The organism is Cryobacterium sp. SO2 (assembly GCF_026151165.2).
GTDB lineage: Bacteria > Actinomycetota > Actinomycetes > Actinomycetales > Microbacteriaceae > Cryobacterium.
Window position 1 is genome coordinate 3,749,198 of record NZ_CP117849.1, and the last position, 26,443, is coordinate 3,775,640.

The 26,443-nt window shown below is 68.7% G+C and carries 26 protein-coding genes and 1 pseudogene; 16 read left to right on the forward strand and 11 right to left on the reverse strand.

Annotation, left to right across the window (positions count from 1 at the left end):
• Window positions 1–12 precede the first annotated feature (12 nt).
• Window positions 13–1,662, forward strand: a complete 1,650-nt coding sequence (locus BJQ94_RS17660; RefSeq protein WP_265399048.1) for a sodium:proton antiporter — start codon at window positions 13–15, stop codon at window positions 1,660–1,662.
• Window positions 1,663–1,813: 151 nt separating this feature from the next.
• Here BJQ94_RS17660 and BJQ94_RS17665 read toward each other — a convergent pair whose 3' ends face one another.
• Both BJQ94_RS17665 and BJQ94_RS17670 read right to left on the reverse strand, forming a co-directional pair.
• On the reverse strand, window positions 1,814–2,365 hold the full coding sequence (locus tag BJQ94_RS17665; RefSeq protein WP_265398322.1) for an isochorismatase family cysteine hydrolase: 552 nt from the start codon (window positions 2,363–2,365) through the stop codon (window positions 1,814–1,816).
• The gene (locus tag BJQ94_RS17670; protein WP_265398323.1) at window positions 2,362–2,760 is read right to left on the reverse strand and encodes a helix-turn-helix domain-containing protein; all 399 of its coding nucleotides are present in this window, start codon (window positions 2,758–2,760) and stop codon (window positions 2,362–2,364) included. Before BJQ94_RS17670 ends, BJQ94_RS17665 begins: the two co-directional genes overlap by 4 nt.
• Before the next feature lie 123 nt (window positions 2,761–2,883).
• Here BJQ94_RS17670 and BJQ94_RS17675 point away from each other — a divergent pair, with 123 nt between their 5' ends.
• The 4 genes from BJQ94_RS17675 to BJQ94_RS17690 are packed head-to-tail and all read left to right on the forward strand — an operon-like array spanning window position 2,884 to window position 6,002.
• The gene (locus BJQ94_RS17675; protein WP_265398324.1) at window positions 2,884–3,288 is read left to right on the forward strand and encodes a TOBE domain-containing protein; all 405 of its coding nucleotides are present in this window, start codon (window positions 2,884–2,886) and stop codon (window positions 3,286–3,288) included.
• Between the two features lie 2 nt (window positions 3,289–3,290).
• Window positions 3,291–4,088 carry a molybdate ABC transporter substrate-binding protein gene (modA, locus tag BJQ94_RS17680; protein ID WP_265398325.1) on the forward strand — a complete coding sequence of 266 codons (798 nt, stop codon included), beginning with the start codon at window positions 3,291–3,293 and terminating at the stop codon, window positions 4,086–4,088.
• A 4-nt stretch (window positions 4,089–4,092) separates the two neighbouring features.
• Window positions 4,093–4,911 carry an ABC transporter permease gene (locus tag BJQ94_RS17685; protein WP_265398326.1) on the forward strand — a complete coding sequence of 273 codons (819 nt, stop codon included), beginning with the start codon at window positions 4,093–4,095 and terminating at the stop codon, window positions 4,909–4,911.
• Window positions 4,908–6,002: an ABC transporter ATP-binding protein gene (locus BJQ94_RS17690; protein WP_265398327.1), complete on the forward strand. Its 1,095-nt coding sequence runs from the start codon at window positions 4,908–4,910 to the stop codon at window positions 6,000–6,002. The genes BJQ94_RS17685 and BJQ94_RS17690 overlap by 4 nt, the downstream gene beginning before the upstream one ends.
• A 17-nt stretch (window positions 6,003–6,019) precedes the next feature.
• Here BJQ94_RS17690 and BJQ94_RS17695 read toward each other — a convergent pair whose 3' ends face one another.
• The 3 genes from BJQ94_RS17695 to BJQ94_RS17705 all read right to left on the reverse strand — a co-directional run bounded on the left by BJQ94_RS17695 (window position 6,020) and on the right by BJQ94_RS17705 (window position 9,028).
• Complete coding sequence (locus tag BJQ94_RS17695) at window positions 6,020–7,093, reverse strand: EAL domain-containing protein (protein ID WP_265398328.1); 1,074 nt, start codon at window positions 7,091–7,093, stop codon at window positions 6,020–6,022.
• Window positions 7,094–7,125: 32 nt separating this feature from the next.
• A complete protein-coding gene (locus BJQ94_RS17700; protein ID WP_265398329.1) occupies window positions 7,126–7,302 on the reverse strand; it encodes a DUF1059 domain-containing protein in 177 nt (58 codons plus the stop codon).
• Window positions 7,303–7,390: 88 nt separating this feature from the next.
• The gene (locus BJQ94_RS17705; RefSeq protein WP_265398330.1) at window positions 7,391–9,028 is read right to left on the reverse strand and encodes a peptide chain release factor 3; all 1,638 of its coding nucleotides are present in this window, start codon (window positions 9,026–9,028) and stop codon (window positions 7,391–7,393) included.
• 179 nt (window positions 9,029–9,207) lie between these two features.
• Between BJQ94_RS17705 and BJQ94_RS17710 the strand changes: the two genes are divergently transcribed.
• From BJQ94_RS17710 to BJQ94_RS17725, 4 genes are all read left to right on the forward strand, one after another.
• Entirely contained in the window at window positions 9,208–9,576 is a 369-nt protein-coding gene (locus BJQ94_RS17710; RefSeq protein ID WP_265398331.1) for a hypothetical protein, read from the forward strand.
• Between the two features lie 353 nt (window positions 9,577–9,929).
• The gene (locus tag BJQ94_RS17715) at window positions 9,930–10,832 is read left to right on the forward strand and encodes an HAD family hydrolase (RefSeq protein ID WP_265398332.1); all 903 of its coding nucleotides are present in this window, start codon (window positions 9,930–9,932) and stop codon (window positions 10,830–10,832) included.
• A complete protein-coding gene (locus tag BJQ94_RS17720; RefSeq protein WP_265398333.1) occupies window positions 10,829–11,620 on the forward strand; it encodes an aquaporin in 792 nt (263 codons plus the stop codon). Before BJQ94_RS17715 ends, BJQ94_RS17720 begins: the two co-directional genes overlap by 4 nt.
• Before the next feature lie 644 nt (window positions 11,621–12,264).
• Window positions 12,265–13,185: an aminoglycoside phosphotransferase family protein gene (locus BJQ94_RS17725; protein WP_265398334.1), complete on the forward strand. Its 921-nt coding sequence runs from the start codon at window positions 12,265–12,267 to the stop codon at window positions 13,183–13,185.
• Window positions 13,186–13,239: 54 nt separating this feature from the next.
• On the opposite strand, the gene BJQ94_RS17730 is transcribed toward BJQ94_RS17725, so the two are convergent.
• The 3 genes from BJQ94_RS17730 to BJQ94_RS17740 all read right to left on the reverse strand — a co-directional run bounded on the left by BJQ94_RS17730 (window position 13,240) and on the right by BJQ94_RS17740 (window position 15,579).
• Complete coding sequence (locus tag BJQ94_RS17730) at window positions 13,240–13,998, reverse strand: DNA alkylation repair protein (protein ID WP_265398335.1); 759 nt, start codon at window positions 13,996–13,998, stop codon at window positions 13,240–13,242.
• A 21-nt stretch (window positions 13,999–14,019) separates the two neighbouring features.
• Complete coding sequence (locus tag BJQ94_RS17735; RefSeq protein WP_265398336.1) at window positions 14,020–14,772, reverse strand: hypothetical protein; 753 nt, start codon at window positions 14,770–14,772, stop codon at window positions 14,020–14,022.
• Window positions 14,773–14,925: 153 nt separating this feature from the next.
• On the reverse strand, window positions 14,926–15,579 hold the full coding sequence (locus BJQ94_RS17740; protein ID WP_265398337.1) for a nucleoside/nucleotide kinase family protein: 654 nt from the start codon (window positions 15,577–15,579) through the stop codon (window positions 14,926–14,928).
• A gap of 262 nt (window positions 15,580–15,841) precedes the next feature.
• Between BJQ94_RS17740 and BJQ94_RS17745 the strand changes: the two genes are divergently transcribed.
• From BJQ94_RS17745 to BJQ94_RS17760, 4 genes and pseudogenes are all read left to right on the forward strand, one after another.
• Window positions 15,842–17,224 carry a DUF6421 family protein gene (locus tag BJQ94_RS17745; RefSeq protein WP_265398338.1) on the forward strand — a complete coding sequence of 461 codons (1,383 nt, stop codon included), beginning with the start codon at window positions 15,842–15,844 and terminating at the stop codon, window positions 17,222–17,224.
• The gene (locus BJQ94_RS17750; RefSeq protein WP_265398339.1) at window positions 17,217–17,894 is read left to right on the forward strand and encodes an SDR family NAD(P)-dependent oxidoreductase; all 678 of its coding nucleotides are present in this window, start codon (window positions 17,217–17,219) and stop codon (window positions 17,892–17,894) included. The genes BJQ94_RS17745 and BJQ94_RS17750 overlap by 8 nt, the downstream gene beginning before the upstream one ends.
• 67 nt (window positions 17,895–17,961) lie before the next feature.
• Window positions 17,962–18,078: pseudogene (locus tag BJQ94_RS17755) on the forward strand (transcriptional regulator); the annotation flags it as partial.
• Window positions 18,079–18,095: 17 nt separating this feature from the next.
• A complete protein-coding gene (locus tag BJQ94_RS17760) occupies window positions 18,096–18,257 on the forward strand; it encodes a hypothetical protein (protein ID WP_265398340.1) in 162 nt (53 codons plus the stop codon).
• 24 nt (window positions 18,258–18,281) lie between these two features.
• Here BJQ94_RS17760 and BJQ94_RS17765 read toward each other — a convergent pair whose 3' ends face one another.
• From BJQ94_RS17765 to BJQ94_RS17775, 3 genes are all read right to left on the reverse strand, one after another.
• Window positions 18,282–19,262 (reverse strand): squalene cyclase, encoded by a 981-nt coding sequence (locus tag BJQ94_RS17765; RefSeq protein ID WP_265398341.1) that lies wholly within the window; start codon window positions 19,260–19,262, stop codon window positions 18,282–18,284.
• A 95-nt stretch (window positions 19,263–19,357) separates the two neighbouring features.
• On the reverse strand, window positions 19,358–21,892 hold the full coding sequence (locus tag BJQ94_RS17770) for an MMPL family transporter (RefSeq protein WP_265398342.1): 2,535 nt from the start codon (window positions 21,890–21,892) through the stop codon (window positions 19,358–19,360).
• 106 nt (window positions 21,893–21,998) lie between these two features.
• Entirely contained in the window at window positions 21,999–22,640 is a 642-nt protein-coding gene (locus tag BJQ94_RS17775; protein ID WP_265398343.1) for a TetR/AcrR family transcriptional regulator, read from the reverse strand.
• Window positions 22,641–22,766: 126 nt separating this feature from the next.
• Between BJQ94_RS17775 and BJQ94_RS17780 the strand changes: the two genes are divergently transcribed.
• The 3 genes from BJQ94_RS17780 to BJQ94_RS17790 all read left to right on the forward strand — a co-directional run bounded on the left by BJQ94_RS17780 (window position 22,767) and on the right by BJQ94_RS17790 (window position 26,346).
• Window positions 22,767–24,170: a sensor histidine kinase gene (locus BJQ94_RS17780; RefSeq protein ID WP_265398344.1), complete on the forward strand. Its 1,404-nt coding sequence runs from the start codon at window positions 22,767–22,769 to the stop codon at window positions 24,168–24,170.
• On the forward strand, window positions 24,167–24,880 hold the full coding sequence (locus BJQ94_RS17785; protein WP_265398345.1) for a response regulator transcription factor: 714 nt from the start codon (window positions 24,167–24,169) through the stop codon (window positions 24,878–24,880). The genes BJQ94_RS17780 and BJQ94_RS17785 overlap by 4 nt, the downstream gene beginning before the upstream one ends.
• Before the next feature lie 128 nt (window positions 24,881–25,008).
• Window positions 25,009–26,346, forward strand: a complete 1,338-nt coding sequence (locus BJQ94_RS17790) for an HNH endonuclease signature motif containing protein (RefSeq protein WP_275875522.1) — start codon at window positions 25,009–25,011, stop codon at window positions 26,344–26,346.
• Window positions 26,347–26,443 lie beyond the last annotated feature (97 nt).

Here is a 26,443-nt window from a genome sequence, read left to right on the forward strand (position 1 = left end):
AAGGCAGGCACCATGGACGTCCAGCTGCTCCTCGTGATGACCGGCGCGTTGATCATTGCCGCCTTCGCCCACTTGCGCGGGCTGCAGGCCGGCATCGTCACGGTCACGCTGGCGGCGGCGATCTCGTTCATCCCCGGCCTGCCCCGGCTGGACCTCGACCCCGAGCTGATCCTCGGGGTCGTGATCCCGCCGCTGCTCTACTCGGCCACGCTCAACTTCTCCTTCTTCGCGTTCGTCAAGAACCTGCGCAGCATCCTCGGCCTCGGCGTGGGTCTGGTGGTCTTCACCACCGTGGTGGTCGGCTTCCTCACCTCGTGGATCGCCCCCGAGCTGGGGCTGGCCGGCGCGCTCGTGCTCGCCGCCGTGGTCTCTCCGCCTGACTCGGTCACCACGGTGAGCCACGGCCGGGAGATCGGCCTGCCCCGGCGCACGATCTCGATCCTCACCGGGGAGAGCCTCGTCAACGACGCGGCCGCCCTCACCCTGTTCGCGGTGGCGGTGGCCGCCGTCACCGGCGACAGCGAGTTCATCGAGAACCCGTTCCTGCTCTTCGGCTGGGAAGCCCTGATCGGGCTGGTCCTCGGTGTGGTCATCGGCAGGGTCGTCATCGCCGTTCGCAGCAAGGTGGGCAATCCCACCATCGAGAGCGGCCTCAACCTCCTGGTGCCGTTCCTGGCCTACTTCGCCGCCGAACAACTGCACGCCTCGGGCATCATCGCCGTCGTCGCGGCCGGTTTCACGGTGAGCATGTCGCATTTCCACACCCGGGTATCCGCCGTGCCGTCCACCACATACCGCACCCGGCTGCAGGAGGCCGCACTCTGGCCGGTCGTGGACCTCATCCTCGAGGCATTCGTCTTCGCCTACATGGGGCTGCAGTTCAGATTTGTGCTCGAAGACCTCGCCGAGTCGAGCACGCCCACCTGGTCCACCATCGGCCTGGGCCTGATCGTGCTCCTGGCGGTCATTCTCTGCCGGTTCGCCTGGGTCTACTTCAGCTACAGCCGCGCCCAACTCGCCCTGCTGATCTACGCGAAGCGGATGGCCGCCACCCTCGACCCCACCGCCCGACGCCGGCAACGCCGCCGCGGCGGGCCGGGCCGCCCCCTCGAGGGCCGATCGGACGGGCCGGACAACCCGGGCCGGCGGGTCGGCGGCCGTAATGGCCGCCCCGGGCCGCTCGGCCGGCAGGGCGGGCGCGATCGCGGCCACGTCACCGTGCTCAGCGCCCCTGAGAGCCTGCTCGTCTCCTGGACCGGCATGCGCGGCATCATCACGCTGGCCGCCGCCGGTGGCATCCCGCTCACCATCGCCTCTGGGGCGCCGTTCCCCGGCCGCACCATCATCCAGACGGTGGCGTTCATCGTGGCCATCGGCACCCTGTTGCTGCAGGGCTCGACCCTGCCGTGGCTGGCCAAGACGCTCAAGATCGACACGACCGCAGAGGACGCCGAGATCGAGGAGGGCCGGACGGAGGCCCGAACGGTGGCCGCCGCCGCGGTGACCGGACGCGCCGACAGCACCAGCGGCGAGTACTTCGACCTTCAGCGGGCCGCCCTGACCGATGCCGTGCTGGCACGGCAGATCCTGCCGAGCAGTGCCGGCGACGTGCGCCACGAGATCGACTCTCTGCAGGCCGGGGTCACGCCGCTTCTCGACTAGCGGATGCGCCTGCCGCCCCCGCGCACCCGGCCCGCCCCGCAGCCCGCTCAGCCACCCCGACTTCGCCCAAAGACCCCCTTCAGCCACCCCCATGGGGATGTTTGCGGCAAGTCGGCGCACACTCATCCGCCACCCAGGGCGACCAAACGGGTCAACCGAGCAGCGCGATGACCTCGGCCGCCGACCCGGTCTGGCCCAGGGCCGGGAAGACCCGGGCGACACTGGCGTCGTGGGCATCCGCGCTGCGGTCGGTGATCGCGTCGATCGCAAGCGCCACGCTGTAGCCGCGGTCGTAGGCGTCCCTGGCGGTGGACTCGACCCCGAAGCTGGTGGCGATGCCCGCGAGCACGATCTGGGTGATGCCGCGCTCGGTGAGGATGGCGTCCAGGTCGGTGCCGGCGAAGGCGCTCCAGGTGGCACGGGTGAGGGTGACATCGCCGGGCTGCTGACCGAGTTCGGGCACGAGGGCGCTGAAGGCTGCCGGGAACTCGCGCGCGCCCTCGCCGTACTGGGTGCGACCGGCCGGGGTGCCGTCGACGTTCGCGAGCACGACGAGGCGTCCCTGCGCGCGGAAGGCGGCGAGCAGCTCGGCGGCGCGGGCAACGATCTCCCCGGCCGGATGGGCGGTGGGGCCGCCGAGGGTGCCTGCCTGCAGGTCGATCACGATCAGGGCCGTCGTGCTGTCGAGCGTGGTGATGGTCACAGAGATTCTCCTTGGGCTGGTGGTACCGGGCGGTCCTGGTGGTGCGCGATGATGCCGGGTAGTTGAGCATGAATGGTGTCGATCAGGTCGCGCACGCTCCGGGCGATGGGGCGACCGAGGTCGGTGAGCGCATAGTCCACCCGCAGCGGCACCGTCGGGTGCGGCGTGCGGGAGATCAGGCCGTGCGCCTCGAGTCGCTGCAGCGTCTGGGCCAGCATCCGGTCGGAGATGCCGCGCACGGCCCGGCCCAGCTCGGCGAACCGCAACGGCCCGTCGACCAGCGCCACGAGGGTCAGGGCGCCCCAGCGGCCGGTGGAGTGCTCGAGCACCTCTCGCGAGGTGCCCTGAGGGTCGAGTCCGGTCGACTGCCCGGGCGGGCCGAACGCTGTCGTCATGGCTACAGGGTAGGTCGAATTCGATGCTTACGCAAAGTAAGCACTTGACTTGCCGATTCCCAATTCGCGAATGCGGACACAAGGGATGGCCGACTCCGCGAGATCGGTAATAGAGTTTCTTCCATGCCTCAAATACGGATAAAGGACGCGGCAGCGTTCCTGAGCGTCAGTGACGACACCGTGCGCCGCTGGATCGACAACGGAATGCTCCCCAGTTCCAAGGACGCCTCCTCCCGCACCGTCGTGGACGGCCTGGCGCTGGCGCAGCTGGCCCGCAAGAACGCGGTGTTGCCCGACGATCCGTCCGGCATCGGGCGCTCCGCTCGCAACCGGTTCGTGGGCCTCGTGATCGGCATCACCATGGACACCGTCATGGCCCAGGTCGAGATCCAGTGCGGCCCCCACCGGGTGGTGTCCCTGATGAGCAGCGAAGCCGTGCGCGAACTCGGCCTCGAACTGGGCTCCGTTGCCATCGCCCTGGTCAAAGCCACCACGGTGATGGTCGAAACCCCGCTCGGAAAGGTCTGACGATGACGCGCACGCCCCGCACCCGCCCCCTCCTCGCCGCGGCCGGCCTGGTGATCTTCGCGCTGGCCGGATGCGCCCAGGCGACGCCGGCCGCATCCACCCCCACCTCCTCGGCGGCCGCCCTCGACGGCGACATCACGGTCTTCGCCGCCGCGTCCCTCAAGGCCACGTTCACCGAGCTGGCTGCCTCCTTCGAGGCCGAGAACCCCGGCACCACCGTGGCCCTGAACTTCGCCGGGTCATCGGACCTCGTCACCCAGATCGTTGAGGGCGCCCCGGCCGATGTATTCGCTTCGGCCGACACCAAGAACATGACCAAGCTCACGGATGCCGGCCTCGCTGACGGCGAGCCGGTCGACTTCGCGACCAATGTGCTCGAGATCGCCGTGCCGCCGGGCAACCCCGCGGGCATCACCGACTTCGCCAGCCTGGCCGGCCCCGACGTGAAGCTCGTCGTCTGCGCCCCCGAGGTACCTTGCGGCTCGGCGACGGTGGCCGTGGAAACGGCCGCCGGCATCACGCTCTCACCGGTGAGCGAAGAATCGTCGGTCACCGACGTGCTCGGCAAGGTCACCTCGGATGAAGCGGATGCGGGCCTCGTCTACGTCACCGACGTCACCGCCGCCGGCGACGCGGTCGAGGGCATCGAATTCGACGAATCCGCCGAGGCCGTGAACACCTACCCGATCGTGGCGCTGAAGGATTCGGCATCCGCCGCTGTGGCCCAGGCTTTCGTCGACTACATCGCCAGCAGCGCCGGCGAAGACGTGCTCCAGGCCGCGGGCTTCGGGGCGCCCTAATCGCATGAGAGCACTGTCGGCCGGCTACTCGGGTGTGCCCCGCTGGGTGATCGCCCTGGCCGCCATCGGCGCCGCCTTTGTGCTGTTGCCGTTGGCGGCAATGGTGCTGCGGGTGAACTGGGCCGAGTTCGTGCCGCTGATCACGTCGGAGTCGTCGGTCGCCGCCCTGCTACTCAGCCTGCGGACGTCGCTCGCGGCCACGGCGCTGTGTGTGGTGTTCGGGGTGCCGATGGCGCTGGTTCTGGCCCGCACCGATTTCTGGGGCCAGAAGGTCCTCCGGTCCCTGGTGCTGCTGCCGCTGGTGCTGCCCCCGGTGGTCGGCGGCATCGCCCTGCTCTACACCTTCGGCCGGCGCGGGCTGCTCGGGCAGACCTTTGAGGCCTTCGGCATCACCATCGCCTTCTCCACCACGGCCGTCGTGATCGCCCAGACTTTCGTCGCCCTGCCGTTCCTGGTGCTCAGCCTGGAGGGCGCCCTGCGCACGGTGGGCAGCCGGTACGAGGCGATCGGCGCCACCCTCGGCGCCAGCCCCACCACGGTGTTGCGCCGAATCACCCTGCCCCTGGTGCTGCCGGCTGTGGTGTCGGGCGCTGTGCTGTCGTTCGCCAGGGCGCTGGGTGAGTTCGGGGCCACCCTTACCTTCGCGGGCAGCCTGCAGGGCACCACGCGCACCCTGCCGCTGGAGATCTACCTGCAGCGCGAGACCGACCCCGACACCGCCGTGGCCCTGTCGTTGGTGCTCGTGGTCGTCGCCGTCGTGATCGTGAGCCTCGCCCACCGCACCGGCGGAACCTCGCGGCGGCGCCCGGGGGTCACCTCGTGACCTTCTCCCTCAGCATGCGGGTCGCCGAGCGCGACGTGGACCTGCGCCTCGACGTTGCGGCCGGCGAGACCGTCGCCATTCTCGGACCCAACGGGGCAGGCAAGTCCACCCTGCTCACCGCGATCGCGGGGCTGCTCCGGCCCGATCACGGACACTGCGAGTTGAATGGCAGCGTGCTGTTCGACATTCCGGCTTCGGGGCGAACCGCCACGGTCTGGCGGCCGCCGCACCGGCGCGGTGTCTCCCTCCTCGCCCAGGAGGCCCTGCTCTTCCCGCACCTGACCGTGCTCGAGAACGTCGCTTTCGGGCCGCGCAGCGCCGGCATCCCGGCGAAGCAGGCGCGCGAGACCGCGCTGCACTGGCTGCGCGAAGTGGATGCGGAGCCGCTCGCGCCACGCCGCCCGGCCGAGCTCTCCGGCGGGCAGGCCCAGCGCATCGCGGTGGCGCGGGCGCTCGCATCCGACCCCGGTCTGCTGCTGCTGGACGAACCGATGGCCGCCCTGGATGTCTCGGTGGCGCCGGCGATGCGGCGGATGCTGCGGCGGGTGCTGGCCGGTCGCAGTGCGGTGATCGTGACCCACGATGTGCTCGACGCCTATACCCTCGCCGACCGGGTGGTGATCGTCGAAGAGGGCAGAGTCGTCGATGAGGGCACCCCCGCCGAGGTCTTCGACCGTCCCCGGAGCGCCTTCGCGGCCGGCCTGGCCGGCGTGAACCTGCTCACCGGCATCCGCAGGGGCGACACCCTCGAGGTGGCCGAGCCGGCGGCCACGATTTCCGTCGACACCCGGTTGCTCGGCACCGAAGCTGCCGACGGCGCGCCGATCTCACTCGCGGTGCGCCCGGCCGCCGTGTCGGTCGCCGTCGAGGCTCCGGCCGACCCAGCGCTCACCAGCGTGCGCGCCGAGATGATCGACCTCGAGCCCAGGGGCGATTATGTGCGGGTGCGCAGCGCTCTCCTCTCGGCCGATGTGAGCCCGAAGCTGGCCGCAGAGCTCGATTCCGCCGTGGGCTCGTCGGTCTGGTTCTCGTTCTCGCCGAACGCGGCCACCGTGTACCCGAGTGTGCGAGCCGCCCGACTTCCCGGGTGATCACGGCCGCCGGATGGTCACCGCACGGCAGTGGTGATGAGCCGTTCCAGTCGCACGATGCCGGCGTAGCGGCCGGCGTTGTCGGTGACGATCAGCGGGTCGTAGCGGTGCGTGCTGTCGCGGGTGATCGCGCGCAGCAGGGCATCCCGCACCGGGGTGTCGAGGTTCACCCGCACGGCATCGGACGCGATGCCGAGGTGGGCGCTCTCGCTGTCCAGAACCGAGACGGGTCGACCGTGGTGGTCGATGAGCACCACGGTGCGCACCTCCCCGTGTTCGGTGAAGATCCTCGCGGCGGCCGGCACCGACTCCACGGCGGGCACGACGTCCAGCAGATCGCGCACGATGGGAGAATTCGGCTGCGCGGCCGGCAGTGCACTCGGCAGCACCAGCCTGCCCAGGGTGGGCCACGCCGGTCCGGGCCGGGCGAGGTGGTAGCCCTGGGCGAGTGGCACCCCGAGGGCGGTGATGGTGTCGTATTCGGCGGCCGTTTCTATGCCCTCGGCCAACACCCAGGAGTCGATGCGGCTGGCGAAGGTGCCGATCATCTCCACCAGCGCCCGTTTCGCTTCGTCGGTGTCGATGCCCTGGATGAGTTCCCGGTCGAGTTTGATCATCGCCGGCTTGAGCGCGAGCAGGCGGCTGAGGCCGGCGTAGCCAGAGCCGAGGTCGTCGACCGCGATGAGGGCGCCGGCCGCACGGATGCCGTCGAGCTCCGGCTCGAGGTCCGTGGCGGAGTCGATGGCGGACTGTTCGGTGAGCTCCACGAAGACGCCCTGCAGGTCGGGATGGTCTCGCCACACCGCTCGGATCCTGTCCTCCCGGAGCACGTGCGGCGACACATTCACGGTGAGGAAGCAGTTAGCCGGGATCGAGGCGCGGTCAGCCAGGACCACGCGCAGGCAGCGTGCCTCGACCTCAGCGGACCGGTGCGTGGCGCGGGCCTGGGCGAACAGGTCCTCCACGCTGATCCCGGTGGGCATCTCGAATCGGGCCAGGCCCTCGTAGCCCACCACGGTTCCGCGGGCGGTATCCACGATCGGCTGGTACGCGGCGGAGACGCCGGTTCCGGCACTGACCGCGTCGAGCAAATCGCTCCACTGTGCAGCCGAGAGCGGCGTCGTCAGGAGACGACCACGATCCGGTCCGTGATGCTCTGGGCCATCTCGGGGCTGACGGTGTCGAGGCCGTGCACCGTGCTGGCGTGCCGGGCGACGAGAACGAGGATCTCGTCATCGGTGGAACTGACCCAGCTCGCGGTGCAACCCGGCACCACATCTCCGCATGCGAAAGACTTCACGACACTCTCCCCCTGCTGCCGGTAGGCAACTCCATGATCTCGTCTGGTTCCGAGTGTAGTTCGGCGGCGAGGCCGTCCCGGATTGGCGCTAGTACCGCACTTCGTCGACGGGGCCGCCGCCGGCGAGATCTTCGAGCAACAGTTCGGGGTGGTCGCGCACGGTGTTGCGCAGCCGCCACGGGGTGCTGAACAGGGCAAGCAGCGTGCCGTCGCTGCGGCGGAGCACCTCCACCTGGCGGTCGTGGCCGAGGATCAGAGCGCTCTCCTTGTCGGTGCGGCGGGCCAACTGGTAGGGCAGCACGTCGCTGCGGATGGCGGCGCCGAAGTCGTGCGACATCCGCTCTTCGACGACCTCGAACTGCATCGGGCCGACGGCGCCGAGCACCGGAGCCTGGTCGCCGCGGAGGTCGGAGCGCATCACCTGGATGACGCCCTCGTGGTCGAGCTGGTCGATGCCACGGCGGAACTGCTTGTGCTTGCTGGTGTCGGCGGGCCGCACGGCACGGAAGTGCGCGGGGGCGAACATCGGCAACGGCGGGAAGGTGACCGCGGGCGCGCCCTCGTGGATCGAGTCGCCCACGCGCAGCGCGGAGGCGTTGACCAGGCCGACGATGTCGCCGGGCCAGGCTTCCTCGGCCACTTCGCGGTCCTTGCCGAACAGCTGCTGGGCGTACTTGGTGGCGAACGGCCGGCCGGTGGCGGAGTGGGTGACCACCATGCCGCGGCGGAACTGGCCGGAGCAGACCCGCACGAAGGCGACGTAGTCGCGGTGCGAGGAGTTCATGCCGGACTGCACCTTGAAGACGAAGCCGGAGAACGGGCTGGTCACGGGGCGGTGGCCGCCCTCGGCGTCCAGGCGTGCCTCGGCGGGCGGGGCGAAGTCCACCAGGGTGTCGAGGATGTGCTGCACGCCGAAGTTGAGCACGGCGGCGGAGAACAGCACCGGGGTGGTGATGCCCCCGAGGAAGGACTCCTCGTCGTGGTTCTGGCCTTCCTCGGCGAGCAGCTCGGATTCCTCGGCGGCGGCGACCCAGGCGTCGCCCTCTGCGGCGGCGGCTTCTTCGGCGGTGGTGCGCTCGGAGTCGGCGCGGGTGGCGCCGCCGGCGGTACGGTTGAAGCGGATGAAGTCGCTGCTGTCGCGCTCGATCACACCACGGAAATCGCCCGCGATGCCGACCGGCCAGGTGAGCGGGGTGGGGATCAGGCCGGTGCGGGTGCGGATCTCGTCCATCAGGTCGAGCGCGGCGGAGCCGGGCCGGTCCCACTTGTTGATGACGGTGATCACGGGCAGTCCGCGCTGCTTGCAGACCTCGAAGAGCTTCATGGTCTGCACCTCGAGGCCCTTGCTGGCGTCGACGAGCATCACGGCGGCATCCACCGCGGAGAGCACCCGGAAGGTGTCCTCGGAGAAGTCGGCGTGGCCGGGGGTGTCGACCAGGTTGATCACGCTGTCGCGGTATTCGAACTGGATGGCGGCGGAGGTGATCGAGATACCGCGCTCCTGCTCCATCGTCATCCAGTCGGAGACGGTGCCGCGGCGGCCGGCCTTGCCGTGCGTGGCGCCGGCGGTGGTGATGGCGTGCGCGTGCAGCAGCAGCGCCTCGGTGAGCGTGGACTTGCCGGCGTCGGGGTGCGAGATGACGGCGAAGGTGCGCCGGCGGAGGGCCTGGGCTTCGACCTCTTTCGGGGACACTTCGGTGCCCGGGGTCACGGTTGCTTCAGCCACTTGCGATTCCTACTTCTATTTGTCCGTCCATGCGCACGCTCGCGCATGCGCCCTTCAAACCTATCCTGCGCGGCTGTGCGCCTGCTCCCTCGGCCACGTCGCTGCCCTCCATTCGGGGTCGAGCGGAATCGGCTGCGATCTGCCAGCCTCTAGCCAGGCCCCCAACTACGACCAGCTCTGTGATTGTCGAGGTGGTCCCTTCGACGTTGAACTCTGGAAGCACGACCGCTGTTGTGGTGCCATCTCAGCGGGTGATTCTTGACGGAGACCTCTCGCAAGACGTTGCGGAGCGCCTGATCGCTGAACAGAATGGCGACCGTTTTTACAACGCGTTGGAGCAATTGACTGTCTCGGATTCCGGCGTCTCCGCGATCGCCCTTGCGGGAGCGTCGTCACAGGATGCTGACGAGCTATGCGAGGCCCTGTACTCGGCTGCCAAAAGCGTGTCGGACGAATTCGACGAGGTTGACGTCTCGTCTGACGTCGCAATGATGTCCCGTCGAAGCGACGAAGCCGGCGATAGTGCGTGCGCCCTCCCGCACCCGTAGCTTCGCCTTGGTGCCGGTTGTCGCAGCTCTGAAGGATCCGCGGTTAAATCTCGGCTGGGTAGCCCCATTCATCGAATCGACCGCAGTGCTTCGTTAGCTATCGACTGACTTTCGATACCCTCGGGAATTCCGTTTGGAACGCCATCGGCGTGCGGAGCCCTCGTCGCGACTGTGATGCTGGCTCGCAGCTGACTTCTAAACAGGCGGCAACTCAATTGACATGATCGTTGACGGAAGACCTTCCCCAACGGTCACCTTTCATCCTGGGCGGGTGATGCGCGGCCGCTTCCACGCCGACATGATGTCGGCTGGCTCGGTCTGAGGGCCAACGGGACGCATTGAGGAGTGCCTCTATGGCTGGATCTGTGTTGCCAAGTTGGAACGAGGGCCCTGCGAAGCAGGCCATTGTGGACTTCGTCGCTGGGGCGATCACGCCGGGTGACGATTTCGTCGAGGTCGCCGACCGGATCGCGGCGTTCGACAACGATGGCACATTGTGGTCGGAGCAGCCGCTGCCGCCGCAGTTCGACTTCGTGTTCCGTAAGTGGGGCGAAGAGGTCAAGGCGAATCCTGCTCTCGCCCAGGTCGAGCCGTACAAGGGTCTGCTGGCCCACGACATGAGCTTCCTGGCCGGCGTCGCCACCCAAGACCCCGAGGCGATCTCGACCCTGTTCGCCGCCTTCAGCCGGTCGTGGGCGGGAACAACTCCTGAGGTATTCGACGCTGAGGTGCGCGTCTGGCTCCAGACGGTGAAGCAGCCCAAGTTCGGCGTTCCCTACATCGACTTGATCTACAAGCCCATGCTGGAACTCATCGAGTACCTCACCGCGAACAAGTTCCGGGTTTTTGTCTGCTCGGGCGGCGGCCGGGACTTCATGCGCGCCTTCGCCGAAGAAGCGTGGGGCATCAATAAAGAGAACGTGATCGGTACCGCCGCCGAGTACACCTACGTCGATGGCGGCATCGTGCGGGGTGAACAGGTGCTCGGCGGACTCGACATCGGACCGGGCAAGCCGGAGCACATCTTCGCGCAGACCGGCCGGCTTCCGATCATCGCGGGCGGCAACGCGGATGTCGACATCGAGATGCTCGAGTCCGCCCGGTTCGCGGTCATCATCCAGCACGACGACGACACCCGCGAGTTCGAATACACAGCCGGCGCGGAACGCGCCTTTACCAGGGCTGCCGAGTTGGGTTGGACCGTTGTCAGCGTGAAGAACGACTGGAACGTCGTCTACGGCAAGGGACTCGCATGAATACCACCGTCGGGGAGGTGGTCCCTGAGAGCGTCCTGGACCGCATCCAGAACTTCTCCGATCCCAAACAGGAGTGGCGCCGGCTGTTCTCGGAGCTGTACGGCACTTTCCTGCTCGTCATCGTCGCCGCTGGGGGCGGCATGATGAGCGAGGCGTTCCCCGGCGTGATCAGCCGGCAGGCGGCCGTCGTGGCGCCAGGACTGATGGTGCTGGGCGTCATCCTGTTCATGGGCAAGGTCTCGGGCGCCCACCTGAACCCGGCCGTCAGCATCGCGTTCGCGCTGCGCGGCGACTTCCCGTGGCGCCGCGTTCCGGGCTACATCGTCGTCCAGCTCATCGGCGCGACGCTCGCCAGCCTGCTCCTGACCGCCGTCATCGGCGTGTCGTCGCGCTACGGCTCGAACTACCCGGCCGCGAACTACTCCGCCGGAGCGGCGTTCTGGATGGAGGCCCTGCTGACGCTCGGCCTCGTCAGCGTCATCCTCGGCACCGCCTCCGGCGCCCAGAACGTGGGCCTGTTCGGCGCGTTCGGAGTGGGCGCCTACATCGCCCTCGCCGGACTATGGGGCAGCCCCATCTCGGGAACGTCGATGAACCCGGCCCGCACGTTCGGCCCTGACCTCGCCAGCGGCAACTTCACCGACTTCTGGGTCTACGCAGCCGGCCCGATCGTCGGCGCCATCGTGGCGGTCGGCGCGGCCTTCGTGCTGCGCGGCAAGGGCGGCGGGGCATCCGGTTCCGGCGCTGCCCAGGGTGCCCTGTTCACTGAGGTCAGCAAGACCGACTAGCTTGTCCGACCCGGGAGTCACCGGGGTCGCCACATCCATGATCAGCCGTGACTCGGCGTGTCTGTCCCGGCCGAGGCTGACTCTGACTTCTCGTTCGAGGCGATTCGCCTGACGCGATGCACATGGGGGTGGAGATTCCCAGCCCATGCACCAACACCAACCGTTCGATGCGAGACAGGTCGGAGCAGTCGCAGGCCTTAGCGGCGGATTCAGACTGAGTATCGAGACGCAGTGTGTCCTACGGAGGGGATCCCGTCAACCGGTCAGGTAGAACGACCGATCATCTACCGATGCGACTCCCCTGCGGGTCCTATCGAGAATGCGACAAGGCCCCTGTGTTCTGATTGAACGTTGAGGATCAATTAAGGGCAACGCAGTTTCTCACTGTCATCCTCATCGTTGCCAACGTGGCCACGGGAGGCGCTCTCGTTCCGTGGGTGTATTTCGTCGCCATGATTCTGCTCGCTCTTGCGGGACTAGCAATTGTGATGATCGTCCGGCATAACTCTCGGCTCTAGCCTTACGCTGCCCCGGCGGGCCGTGAGCAGTGCCGATGCTGGGGGTGTCCGATGAACAGATAGGGCAAACAACGCGCAAGAAATCGCAGATCTGGGCAGACGCGGTCTGGGTCCTAGTCTGGGTTGATGGACGAACGGACTCTCACCATTTTGCGTGGGCGCGGCTGGACGCCCGGCGAGACGCTGGGCACAGGCATGGAAGGAACCGTCGTCGCCCTTTCTTCTGATGTAGTCGCGAAGGTGTGGCACGGCCGTGACCGCGCCGATCTCCTCAGCCTCGTGCGTTTTGGCGCTGCTCTTGGACGGTCGTCTGTCCCGTTTCGCACATCGCGGGCCCTTGAATTGTTAGAGGGTGAGGGCCAACCGGTGACTATCGAGCACAGGGTTCACGGCAGGCCGGTGCGCCTCGACAATCTCGTCGATCCTCCGATTGTCAGCGACAAAGAAGCGCGCCTGATGGGGGATGCGTTGGCAGGCTTGGCCCGAGGTATTGAACCTGGCCTCGTGGTATTACCAATCCTTCCCGGCGAGCCATCGTTCGAGAACGATTCCTCGTTCGCGGTCAACCTGGCGGACCTCACCCAATGGCGGTTGGACGCTCACTCAGCGCTCTTGCGTCAGAAGATCGGTGACATCGATGAGCTGGTGGGTGCCCTTCTTGTTCGGCTGCGGGCGCTTCCAACGGTGAGTCCGGCAAGTCTCATTCATGGTGATTTGATTCCGGCCAACATTCTCGTGGAGGATGACGAAGTGACAGGAGTCGTCGATTTCGGTTTCATGACCACGTTGGGCGACCCCGCATTTGATGCAGCGATAACGGCGAGCATTTTCGACATGTACGGAACTAATGGGCGTGAATCCGAGCGCATTCTCAGTTCGGTATTTCTTCTCAGATTTGGTCATGACCCGATGAGGTATGGCCTCTATCGTGCGGCCTACGCAGTCATCACAAATTCACTCTTTGGTGTCGACGATTCCGATGGTCATTTTCTGTGGTGCGCAGCCATGCTTGAGCGCGAAGATGTGCGCAACGCGATCCTAGACTGACCCGCTGGAGGAGGTGGCGGCGAGGGGCGATCGCGAGCCCTCGCAAGCGGACGGTCAGCGAGGCAGCGCCCGGTAGTGCGCACGCAGTTCCGGCGTCAAGTGCTCGGTGGCGTAGCTGAGCATCGTGCGCGGCATCCGCCCGGCGTGCTCGTCGAGGAATCCGATGAGCAGGTCACGGTCGACGCGCGCGCCCACCTCGCGCAGCATCCAGCCCACGGCATTGTGCATCAGCGGTTCCGGGTCTGCCAGCAGTCGCGCGGCCAAGTGGAAGGTGGTCGACGCATCGCCGCGACGGATGAAGGCCTGGGTGGCGATCACCGCCACGCGTCGCTGCCAGAGGATGTCGCTGGCGGCGAGTCCGTCGAGCAGCCCGTGGGGCCGGTCGAACAGGTACTCGCCGAGCAGGCCCGGCGCGGACGAGTCGACGAGGTCCCAGTTGTTCACCCGGCCGGCCCGCACCTGCGCGAGGTAGAACTCGGCCAGCGCCCGCCGCTCCGGCTCATCCCGGGTGCGTGGGGCGCTGGCGCGGCCGAACTGGGCCACGAGGATGAGCAGCGCAGCGAGGCGGTGCTCGTGCACTGGACTGGCCACAAGCAGCTCGGTATCGCTCAGCGGCAGGGCCGGGAACCGCCTGACCACGGCTCGGGTCTGCGGCACCGTGACTCCGACGAAGACATCACCCTCGGCGTATTGCCCCGGCCCGGTCTGGAAGTAGCGGGCAGCCCCGGCGGCGCGCTCGAGGTCGGCCACAGCGGCGAGCGCCGACCGCACCTCCTCCGCGGTGTGGCTGGTACGGGGCACGGCATCCGACATGGCTGCAGGTTAGCCGGTGGGCTAACGAGGCAACAGGTACTCCGCCGTCGGGTCGCCGAGCGGTCCGGAGATTGTGCAGGTCGCGGTCTGCTCGGTGGAGGCGGCCGACCCGAGGATGTAGACCGTGAAGGTGCCGTCGGTGTCGACGACGAACCTCGGGTCGTAGTCATTCGTCGCGGTGCCGGTTTGGCCCTCGAGGTCCAGGGGCATCCCGCGTTCGAACCCCTTGCACATCGCCCAGGCCGTGAGCGCGTCGATCGGTGTGCCCTCGGTGCGCTCGCCCGCGGCCGGGGCGACGGCGGTGAAGGGGGCACTGGGCGAGACGTCCACGGGTTCGGCCAGCAGCAGGTGGAACGTCGCCTGCGGGTCGCCGAAGGTTCCGGAGACCTCGCACCACGAATCGGTGGCGCTGCGGGCGCCCACGTCGCCGATGAGCTGCACGGTGAACCCTCCGTCGGCCGCGACGATGTTGCCGGGCTCGTAGAGCCTGGTCATCTGGTGCAGACTCTGGCCGCCATCGTCGCCGAGTCCCTTGCACATCGCCCAAGCGGCAAGGGCGTCGATGGGAGTGTCAGCGGTGAGAGCGGTGGGTGTCGCGGTCGGGGTTGGGGTCGCCGCGACGGATGCCGTGGGCACCGTCGGTGACGGTGTCTGGGCCGGTGACGCCGAGGAGGCGGCGCATCCGGTGAGAACGAGCGCGGACACCGCGAGTGCCGCCGCAAACGTGAGGCGGCGGAACCGGTCGCGTCGACCGTGTGAACCTGAACTCATCATGACTGTTCCCCCCGAACATCGGCCGTCTAGACAGTCACAGGGTATTCCTCCGCGAGCCTGCCTCGCAGCCCTCTTTTGGGGCTGGCCTACGCGGCGAAGTCGATCACGAGCGAACCGGATGCGTGGCATCGAGGTCGTCCGGCGGGTGCGCCGTTAGGCCCCGGTCGGAGCCGCCCCGGAGACGATCAGGTCAGCGCGCGGCCTGGTCGCCTGGATGAGGATGGCGTTCGCGCCGTCCACCGAACTCGCCCAGGCGTGGGCGTCCTCCGGGCTGCGTCCGTGCCGGGTGTGCCGGTCGACCAGGCGGGTGAGCCGTTCATCGGCCGCGGTCTCGCAGAACCACGCCTCGGCGAGCAGGCCCGGGATCCGGTTCCACGGTTCCTGGTCCACGAGCAGGTAGTTGCCCTCCACGACCACGATCTCGGCCTCTGGCGGAATCGCGACCTCCCCGGCGATGCCCTCGTCGACGGTGCGCTCGAAGCTCGGCGCGTACACCGGGTGGCCCCGTTCGGCGAGCACCCGGTTTAGCAGGGCGACGAAGCCCCAGCCGTCGAAGGTATCGATGGCACCCTTGCGATCGTGGATGCCGAGGCGGTCGAGGGTGGCGTTGGCGAGGTGGAAACCGTCCATCGGCAGGTACACCGCCCGGCCGCCGGTGCCATCGTTGAGGTGATCCACCAGCTCCTTCGCCAGGGTGGTCTTCCCCGCCCCCGGGCTGCCCGTGATGCCCACGATGATGCGACCGTTCTCGCCGAGCAGGCCGAGAGCCCGCTGCGCCAGGTCCTCCAGATCGTGTTCGATGTCCATGTGACAACTATCCAGGTGGATGAGCCCCTTCGCGAGTTGCCGCAAAAGTCCCCATCACGAGCGCTGAAGGGGCATTTTGCGGCAAGTGGGCGAACTCGGCGCGCCGGCGACGCTATCCGGCGCGAAACCGGCCGAACACGGCGATTCAGTGCGGAATCCCGCATGAAAACGCCGTCGAGCCCCGGATACGCTGGTGGCGGCGCACATCGGTGTGCGCTCTAGCCCGCCGCGCTCGCGGCATTCACGAGGACGGGAGGTTCCCATGTCGAATTACATTGCAGATGCACTGGTCGGTGAGCCCGAGGTTCTCGAAGACGTCACCCTGGTCGCCTCCCCCGCGTGGCTGCGGCTCAAGCATGCCGCCGCCGCGCTGCAGGCCGCGCAGGCGCAGGACGGCTCGATCCCCGAGCCGGGCGCGCACGCGGATGCCCGCACCTCCGTCACCGAGATCACCTCAGCCATCAGCGAGCTCGCCAAGCACTTCCCGCACGACGCCGCCTACCTGGCCGCCGCCGTGGTCGACTTCGACCGCTGGGTGGCCGAGGGGTTCGGCGTGCCCGACTTCTACGACTCGCTGCTGGCCTTCCAGCCTCAGCAGCACCGGGTCGACGGCATCCGGCACCTCGTGGTGTTCCCGATGTACACGCAGAACGGCAGCGCCAACCGGCTGGTCGAGGCCGTGCTGATCGAGGTGATCTGGCCGGAGTTCGTGGCCGAGCTGGAACTGGAGTACACGAACAAGCTGTTCGTGCCCATCCGTTTTCTCGACTTCACGGCCGGCTACGACACCAATTCGGCGGTGCTGTTCCCCGAGACCGTGGCGATGCGGCAGATCCCCACGTTCACCTGGGGCGCGATCTTCGCCGACCGCGAGGCCGCCAGGTTCCGCCGGGTGGTGCGCGCCGCCGCCGAGATCACCCGGCTCGAGCTGCCGGCGGAGGCCGCCGCGCTGCTGGACGACCAGCACCTCACCGAAGAGACCTTCGTGATGTGGGACCTCATCCACGACCGCACCCACATGCGCGGCGACCTGCCGTTCGACCCGTTCATGATCAAGCAGCGGATGCCGTTCTTCCTCTACTCGCTCGAGGAACTGCGCTGCGACCTCACGGCGTTCCGCGAATCGGTGAAGATCGAACGCGACGCCGCCGCCAGCCCGGAGGCGCGCCGGCACGCGAAGCTTGTGCAGTACGCCGTGATCTTCGACCGCATCTTCAGGTTCTCGATCACCGGCACGAGGGTGCGGAACTACGACGGCCTGGGCGGGCAGCTGCTGTTCGCCTGGCTGCACCAGCACCACGTGCTGCACTGGACGGACACGGCGCTCTCGTTCGACTGGGACGCGGTGCCCGAGGCGGTCATCGCGCTCGGCGCCACGATCGACGAGCTCTACTGGGCGTCGATCGACCGGCCGAAGAAGGCGCACTGGCTGGCCGCCTACGAGATGCTCACCCACACCCTTACGCCCAATCCGGCGTCCACCTGGGCGCGCGGGCTGCCGCTGGAGGTGCTCGCCGGGGCGCCGAAGGGCTACACCGACCTCGTCCTCGACGACGAGTTCCCGCTCTCAATGTTCTTCGAGGCGCTCGACAAGAAGATGAAGCCGGTCATCGAGTCGACCGTGGGCATCACGGCGGATGCCTGAGCCAGTGGCGGCCGCACCCGGCGTCGCCGGGCACACCGTGCTCATCGCCGGGGCCACCAGCCCTGCCGGGGTGGCCGTCGCGGCCGCCCTGGCGGGTGCGGGTGCCCGGGTGCTGGCCGTCGGGTCCAATCCGGAGCACCTGCGGCGGGTGCTTCAGGTGGCGCCGGACGCATCCGTGTACGTCTGCGACCTGGCCGACTTCGCCCAGGTGACCGCCCTGGCCGCGGCGGTGCACGCCGAGCACGGGCCCATCGACGGCCTGGTGCACCTGGTGGGCGGCTGGCGCGGCGGCGGCGGGCTCGACGGCCAGACCGACGAGGACTGGGCGTTCCTGCACAAACGGGTGATCGGCACGCTGCGCAACACCACCCGGGCGTTCAACGCCGACCTGCTGGCCTCCCTCAACGGCCGGCTGGCGATCGTGTCGTCGGTGTCGGTGGATGCGCCCACACCCGGCGGCGCCAACTATGCCAGCGCCAAGGCCGCGGCCGAGACCTGGACCAGGGCGGTGGGGCACGGCTTCGCCAAGGCCGGCGACACCGCCGCCGCGGTGATCTTCGCGGTGCGCGCCCTCGACGGGCTCGAGCCCCGCCTGGCCGCGGAGGTCGTGGCCCTCTGGGACTCCCCCGCGCCCGAGCTCAACCGCACCCGCCGCATCCTTACCCCCTAGCCCCGCTCGGCTGGGCAGGTACTGGCAGGGCCTCTCATCCGGCCGGGCCGCCGCGTAGATTAAACGGGTGAGCACTCAGAGCGACATCCGTGAATTCCTGGCCAGTCGGCGGGCGAGGATCACGCCGGAGCAGGCGGGCCTGCCGGCCTACGGCGGCAACCGCCGCGTCGCCGGCCTCCGGCGCACCTCACCTTCGAGTCGATGGACCTGCCCGCCGACCCTGGCCTCGCGCTGATCGTCTACGGCACCGAGCCCGGCTCGGCCAGCCACGATGCCCTGAGCATGTTCGCCAGCTGGGCCGCCACCCAGGAGCAATCCGCTCAGGCGCACGCGCAGGATGCGGCGTTGCCGGGCGAAGCCTGACCTCGCCGGTGTCCTTCCGCGTCGTCAGCCGGGCGCAGCGGTGTCCCACCACGCCAGCACACGGGTGGCATACAGGGTGAGCCATTTCGACGGTTCGCCGGGCGGCACATCCACCTCGAAGTAGACCCGGCCGGGGTGGCGACGTTCCTGCAGCCAGGTGCCGTCGGGGCGGCGCGCCGCCCGGATCACCGCCATCGGTTCGGCCAGGCGGGAGTCGGGCGGCGTCCCGTCGTGCAGCGCCGCCGCGCGAAAGTAGTCGGCGGCGTTGAGGGCGCTGTAGAGCCACCGGAACGGGTAGGCGAATCGGGTGGCCCACGGCCCCACGGGTTCGCCCGTGGAGAGGGTGCGCAGCAGCCGGCGCCGGAGCAGGTAGTCCTCGCCGCTGCGCCGGGCGGCACGGAGGGCATCGGAGCCGCCGGTGGCAGCATCGTACTCCAGCAGACCTCGGAGCGTGTTGAGCGTGGAATGGAACGAGGACCGGGTCGATCCGGCCTCCCACTCGCAGTTCCAGCCGCCGTCGTCCATCCGGTGGTCGAGGAACCACTGGCCCAGCGCCGAGACGTCCGCGCCCAGCCAGACCCCGTTGGCCAGGGTGTACGCATTGATACAGCAGTCCACCTCGCCGCCCCAGTAGGGCAGGTCTTTGTACTCCCAGCGGCTGTTGGCGGCGAGCAGGTCGGCGGTTCCCGCAAGCACGGCGGCGTCCAGGCCCCAGTCGCGCAGGGTGTTCAGCGACCAGGTGGTCGCGGTCCACGGCTGGCCCGCATCGTCGGCGGCCTCCGGGCCGGTGAAGTCGAAGTCGCCGGGAAAGAACGCGCCCCCGGCCCACTGCCCGTCTGCATCCTGCAGGGCCAACAGCCTGGCGCCGAACCCTTCGGTGGCGATCCGGTTCCGGGTGGCCCGCCAGACTCGCTCCGGCGCATCCGCGAGGTCACGCTCGACCTGCCAGCGGAGCGCCGGATCGGCGTCGAGCAGCCAGGTCAGCAGCACCGGGTCGAGCGTCATGGACGGCAGCCTAGCCGCAGCAGACGCAGAACGCGGCCCAGCCCCGGGGAGGGACTGGGCCGCGTGTCGGCCGTTGGCGGTGAGGCCGTTGGCGGTTAGACCGTGGGCGCCGTGACGGGCTCAGACTCGGGCTCGGCCACCGGGTGCATCGGGTGCGTGCGTTCGAGCGACGCTCCCTCCACATCCACGTTGGGCAGGATGCGGTCGAGCCACTTCGGCAGCCACCAGGCCGCGTCACCGAGCAGGTGCATCACGGCCGGGATGATCAGCAGCCGCACGACGAACGCATCCAGCAGCACGCCGACGCCGAGACCGAAGCCGATCGACTGGATCATCACCGAGTTCGAGAAGACGAAGCCGGAGAAGACCGAGGCCATAATCAGCGCGGCCGCGATGACCACGGTGCGCCCGGCGTGGAAACCGCGCTGCACGGCCAGCCGCGCCGGAGCGCCGTGGGCGTACGCTTCGCGCATCCCGCTGACCAGGAACAGCTGGTAGTCCATCGCCAGTCCGAACAGCACACCGACCACCAGGATCGGCAGGAAGCTCAGGATGGGGCCCGGATCGTGGATGCCGAACAGGAAGCCGAGCCAGCCCCATTGGAAGACCGCCGTGATGGCGCCGAACGCGGCGAACAGTGACAGCACGAAGCCCAGTGTGGCCGTGAGCGGCACCAGGATCGAGCGGAACACGAAGATCAGGATGACCAACGAGAGTCCGACCACAACGAGCAGGTACAGCGGCAGGGCGGCGGCGAGTTTCTCGCTCACATCGATGTTGCCGGATGCGTTGCCGGCGACGCCGAGGGAGCTGACGCCGTCGATGTCGAGGCCGCGCAGGTCGCGCACGAGCTGCTCGGTGGATTCGCTGGTCGGCCCCTCCTCGGGGATGACCTGGAAGGCCAGCAGCATGTCATCGTCGGAGGCGCCGATCGGGGCGACAGCGACGACGTCGTTCTCCGCCTTGAGCAGGGTGCCGATGCGCACCTGTTCGGCGATGAGATCGTCGTCGGTGATGGCGGTGTCGAGGTCGGCGACCACGAGCAGTGGGCCGTTGACGCCGGCGCCGAACTTGTCGTCGACGAGCTTGTAGGCCCGGTATGCGCTCGAGTCGAGCGGCTCGGACGAGCCGGCGGGGAGCCCAAGGCGCATGGTCAGCGCGGGGAGCGCAACCACCAGCAGCACAGCGATGCCCGCGATCACGGTCACGACGGCGCGCACAGTGTTCATGGGCTTGTCGGGTGCCACGACCTTGCCAGAGGGGGTGCCGATGCGGGCGCGCGCCTTCTTGGTGAGGATCTTGGTGCCGACCAGGCCCAGCAGGGCCGGGGTCATGGTGGTCGCGATCAGGATCGCCACGAACACGCAGACGGCGCCGACGGTACCCATCAGCCCGAGGAACGGGACGCCGGTGAGGTTGAGGGCGAGCAGGGCGATCAGCACGGTGGCGCCGGCGAACACGACGGCGTTGCCCGAGGTGCCGTTGGCCAGCCCGATCGATTCCTGCAGGGCCACGCCGTTGCGCAGCTGGGTGCGGTGCCGGTTGAGGATGAAGAGCGAGTAGTCGATGCCGACCGCGAGGCCGAGCATCACGCCAAGCACCGGGGTGACGGAGAGCATCTCAACGGTTCCGGAGAGCGCGAGCGAGGCGAGCACGCCGACGCCGACGCCGACGAGCGCGTTGAGCAGCGGGAGTCCAGCACCGATCAGGGTGCCGAGCATGATGAACAGCACGATTGCCGCGACGATCACACCGCCGACCTCGCCCGGGCCGAGGATCTCGGGGATGCTGGCGGCGATGTCGTTGGACACCTCAGCGGTGACGCCGTCGATCCCGGCGCTCTCCATCTCGTCGACGACAGCTTCCTTCGACTCGGCGGGCACCTGGTTGAGCGAGGTGTCGAACTGCAGGCTCGCGACGGCGGTGGTCTCGTCTGTCGACACCTGGCGGATGCCTGCGGCCAGGTCGAGCAGGTCTGAGCCGTCTTCGAGCGTGGTGCTCTGCGTCGCCAGTTCGGTGCGGCTTGCATCCAGCGTGGCCTGCTGCTCGGCGAGCGTCGCGCGGCCGGCGTCGATCTGGGCCTGCTGCGCGTCGAGGGTCGCCTGTGCGGCGGCGAGTTGCCCGGCCGCGTCGGCCTGGCTGGTGGCGGCGTCGAGCTGGGCCTGGCCGGCGTCGAGCTGCGCGGTGGCCGCGTCGATCTGCGCCTGGCCGGCATCGATCTGCGCGGTGGCGTCCACGATCTGCTGGCGGCCGTCGACGATCTTCTGGGCCTGATCGTCGATCTGGGCCTGCGTGTCGAACGGGTTCGTCGAGGACTTCACGTTGTCGAGGCCGACAGCGCCGGTGAGCAGCTCACCGATCGCGGTCTTCTGCTCGGCGGTGAACGCGGAGTCGTCTGTGGTGGTGAAGACGACGGTGCCCCGTCCTCCGCTGGCGGCGGGGAACTTCTCGGCCAGCTCATCGCTGACCTTCTGGGTTGCGGTGCCCGGGATACTGACGGACGAGGTGAGTGTTCCGCCGAAGAGGGCGAACGCGCCGCCGGCGAGGCCGAGGATGACCACCCAGGCGACGATGACCAGCCACGCTCGGCGGGCGGAGAACCGACCGAGTCGGTAGAGAAGGGATGCCATATTCCTTAGATTCTTTCGTGATGTCTCGTGCAGTCGGGTTATCGGAGGGCTCGCATCGCGTCATCGGGAAGAGAGAGGGTGGAGAGAGGTTCGAGCGTAAGTCGGGTCAGGCTGTGGAGTAACCGGCCCGGATGGAGCCGATGGCCCGGTCGAGCAGCTCGTCCCACACGATTCGGGACGAGTCGTCGAGTGTGCCGCCGGTGCGGGCGATCCAGTGACCCGACACCACCGCGACGCCATTCATCACCGAGCTGACCAGGATCGCAACCTCAAGATCGTCGATCGCGTGGTTACGGTCGGCGATTTCGACGGAGAGTTGCTCGGTGGCGCGCGTGAAGACATCGCCGAGAGCGTGCGGCGTGCGGGCACTCTCGGCGTCGGCGGCGAGCACTCCCCACAGGTAGGCAACCACGGTGGGCAGGTCGATTGCGCGAACGGCGGAGGTGATCTCGTTGAAGAGGGCCACCAGAGTGCCGTCTCCCGCCGGGGTCGCCGTCGTCGCCGCGCGGAACTCGTTGACGACGACGTTGAGCAACCGCGTGCAGGTGGTCATGATCACGTCGTCGAGGGAGGCGAAATGATTGAAGACGGTGCGCCGTGAGACATCGGCACGCTCGGCCAGCTCGTCGACGCTGAACTGCGGCTTGCCGCGCTCGCGGATGAGCGAGTCGGCGGCATCCAGAATCGCTTCGCGGTGCCGCGCTTTAAGCTCGGCGCGGCGATCGGGAGCGATAGTAATGGACCTCACCTGCTTACACTAAGTGCAACGACGCACCCAGTGCAAGTGAAAATCGGGTGACCATCGCTGGATTAACAGCACTGCCTCCCCCTCCGGGCTGAGGTGCCGCAAACGACGCGGCGCTAGCGTGGGGGCATGACTATCGACGCCCGGCCGACAGGGGCCGCCGACCCTCTGGCCGACGGATGGCGACGACCGCGCGGCCCTCGCCTCGGCTACCGGGTGGATGCCTGGGTGGCGTTGGGGCTGGCCGGCGGTACCGCGCTGAGCCTCACCCTCACCCGCAGCGCCGGCATCATGGACGACTCGCCCTGGTGGCTCGCCGCCCTCTGGGTGGCTCTGATCGCTCTGCCGCTGGCGGCCCGGCGGCGATTCCCCGAAATCGTCGCCCTGTTGGTGTCGATCGTGTTCGGCGTCTTCGGGTCGATCGGCGTCACCGACGCCCTGTTCTCGAGCATCTGCCTCTATGTGGCCATTTATTCGGTGGGCGCCTGGAGCCACAACCGCATCCTGGCCCGCTGGTCGCGCCTGGGCATCATCACCGGCATGTTCATCTGGCTCTTCTGGACCCTGATCGATCACGCCAACCAGGCCACCAGCATTCCCGAGCTGTCCAGGGAGGGCTTCTTCTCCCCCTACGCCGCCTACGGGTTGCTACAGGTGCTGCTCAACCTGGTCTACTTCTGGGCCGCCTACCATTTCGGTGACGCCGCGTGGCATGCCGCCCGCCGGTCTGCCGCTCTCGAGGCCCGCACGCTGGAGCTCGCCGCCGAGCGCGAACGCACCGCCAGCCAGGCCGTCACCCTCGAGCGGGTGCGCATCGCCAGGGAACTCCATGACGTGGTGGCGCATCACGTGTCATTGATGGGCGTGCAGGCCGGAGCCGCGCGGCGCATCCTGGACCGAGACCCGGCCGCCGCCGCCCGAGCCATCAGCGTGATCGAGGAGAGCGCCCGCACCGCCGTCGACGAACTGCACACCATGCTCGGCGCCCTCCGCGCCGACGATGTCGACTGCGACGGCGCGCAGCCGGCCCACCAGAGCACCAGCACCCGCGGGGTGGACCAGCTCGCCGAACTCGCCCAGGAGAATGCCGATGCCGGTCTGAGCGTGCGGATGCAGGTGATCGGCGACCCTCGCCCAGTGCCGGGCACCATCGGGTTGAGCCTGTACCGCATCGCCCAGGAGGCCCTCACGAACACTCGCAAGCACGCCGGTGCCGGCGCGACGGCCGAGCTGCGGCTGCGCTACGAGACGGATGCGATTGAACTTGAGGTCACAGACACCGGCCGGGGATCGCACCCGCCGGCCGCGCCTACCTCCGGCGAGCCGGCGCCCGGCGCTGCAGGCGGGCTCGGCCAGCGGGGCATGCGCGAGCGCGTCGCGGCCGTCGGCGGGACCCTCGAGCTGGCCAACCGGCCGCGCGGCGGCTATCTGGTGCGCGCCAGGGTGCCCCTCGCCGGCGCATCGCCCGCACCGGCCGCAGAGGCGCTCACACCCGCCGATCTGTTGGTGCCGACCAGGCCGGTCGCCGAATGAGCGCGCCGATCCGCGTGCTCCTGGTCGACGACCAGGCCCTCGTGCGGGCGGGGTTCCGCATCATCCTCGAGTCCGAACCGGGCATCGTCGTGGTCGGGGAGGCCGCTGACGGCGCCGCCGCGATCCGGCAGGCCTCCCTGCTGCAGCCCGATGTGATCTGCATGGACGTGCAGATGCCGGGCATGGACGGGCTCACCGCCACCCGCGCGATCGTGGCCGACCCCGCCAGCCGGGCCGCCGTGCTGGTGCTCACCACCTTCGACCGGGAGGACTACCTGTTCGCCGCGCTGCAGCACGGTGCCAGTGGGTTCCTGCTCAAGAATTCCTCGCCGGAGGACCTCGTCGCGGCCGTGCAGGTGCTCGCGCGCGGTGACGCCCTGCTCTCCCCCGAGATCACCCGCCGGGTCATCTCCAGGTTCGCAAGCGGTGCCCTCTCCGGCCCCGCGGATGCTGTGCCGACACCCGATGTACTCCGGCCGGAGCCGCCCGCAGTGCGCGCGCTCACCGACCGGGAGCGGGAGGTCTTCGAGCTGATCGCGCTGGGCCTGGCCAACGCCGAGATCGCCGCGCGGCTCTACCTCGGCGAGGCGACGGTGAAGACCCACGTGTCCAAGGTGCTGCAGAAGCTCGACCTGCGCGACCGCATCCAGGCCGTTGTCTACGCGTACGAACACGGCATCGTCGTGCCGGGGTCCGCGCAGCAGCGCTGACCCGAAATTCCGGGTTCGGACGCCGTTGTCGAAGGCTAGCCCCTCCTCCACAGGGCGCTGTTTTACAACCTTTCCCCTCCTGGGTTTTCGGGCCTGTGAGTGTGGGTGGTGGGTGGTTCACTGTCCGTATGGCCACCTCAGATGCCACACCCGCAGAAGCGATCAGAGCTGTCATCGACCCGCTGATCGAGAACGAGAAGGTGATCGCCGCCGGGTACGCCGAGCGTGCCCGGCTCCTCGCCGAACTGGACCGACTCGGCCACCAGCCCCGCATCATCCGCGGACTCTGCGGTGACCCGGTCGAGTCCGGCCGGGACGACCCCGACACGCAAGCGCACGGGCCGTCCTGGAACGACGAGGAACTCGCCCACCGCTGCATGGCCGCCGAAGCCGCCGGGGTGCTGCGCGTCACCAGCACCACGGCGGGCAGCATGGTCTTCAACGCCGCCCGCCTCACCGACGACCTCCCCCGATTCCACTCCGCGCTCAGCCGGGGCAGCATCACCTGGGGCCACGCGATGAAGATGCTCGACCTCACCGAGGGTCTGCCCGAGGAGATCCTGCCCGTCTTCGAAGCGACGGTGCTGCCCGCAGCGGAGACGCTCACCTCCACCCAGTTCGTGCGGGTCGCCGGCCGCATCCTCGACCGCATGCACCCGGCGCCCCTGCAGGAACGCGCGAACGCCGGCTTCGTGAAGCGTCGCGTGGTGATGAAGCCCGACGTCGACGGCATGGCCTGGCTGAACGCGTACCTCAAGGCCGACGACGCTCAGGCGATCTACGACCGGCTGACCCTCATCGCCACAGAGGTCACAGACGACGCCGATACCGACCCGGCGACGGGCACCGACGCGAACGCTCCTGGTCGCACGAAGGACCAGCGCCGCGCGGACGCCTACCGCGACCTGCTCCTGGACGGCGTCGGCCCCACCGGGCTCGGCCACGGCATCCGCGGAACCGTGCGCCTCACGGTGCCGGCGCTGACGCTGCTGGACCGGAGCGACGAACCGGCGATTCTCGAGGGCTACGGACCCATCGACCCCGAGACCGCGCGGCAGATCGCGGGCACCGCGACCAGCTGGACGAGGGTCCTCACCCACCCCGAGACCGGCTGCCGCCTCAGCGTGGGCCGCGAGCAGTACGCACCGCCGGCGGACATGCGCCGCTACCTTCAGATCCGCGACCAAACCTGCCAAGGAATCGGCTGCAGCCGACGGGCCACGCTCAGCGAGATCGACCATACCCAGCCGTGGAACACGGGCGGCGCGACCAGCGTGGACAACCTCGTGCACCTCTGCAAGCCCTGCCACCGGTTGAAACACCAGTCCAGCTTCAGCACCAGCCAGGGCCCCGGCGGCGCCCTCACCTGGACCACCCCCGGCGGCAAGAAATACACCTCGGCACCCGCGAAAACCGACTCCACCAGCTACGCGAGCCCGGCGCACGGCGAGCCCCCGCCGTTCTAGCCGATCGTCTCCCGACCGAGACGGCGACAGGGTTTGCCCGCTAGGGTCGCAGTGAAGAGCCCGGCACCGGGGGACCGGCGCCGGAGGCCTCCGTCGC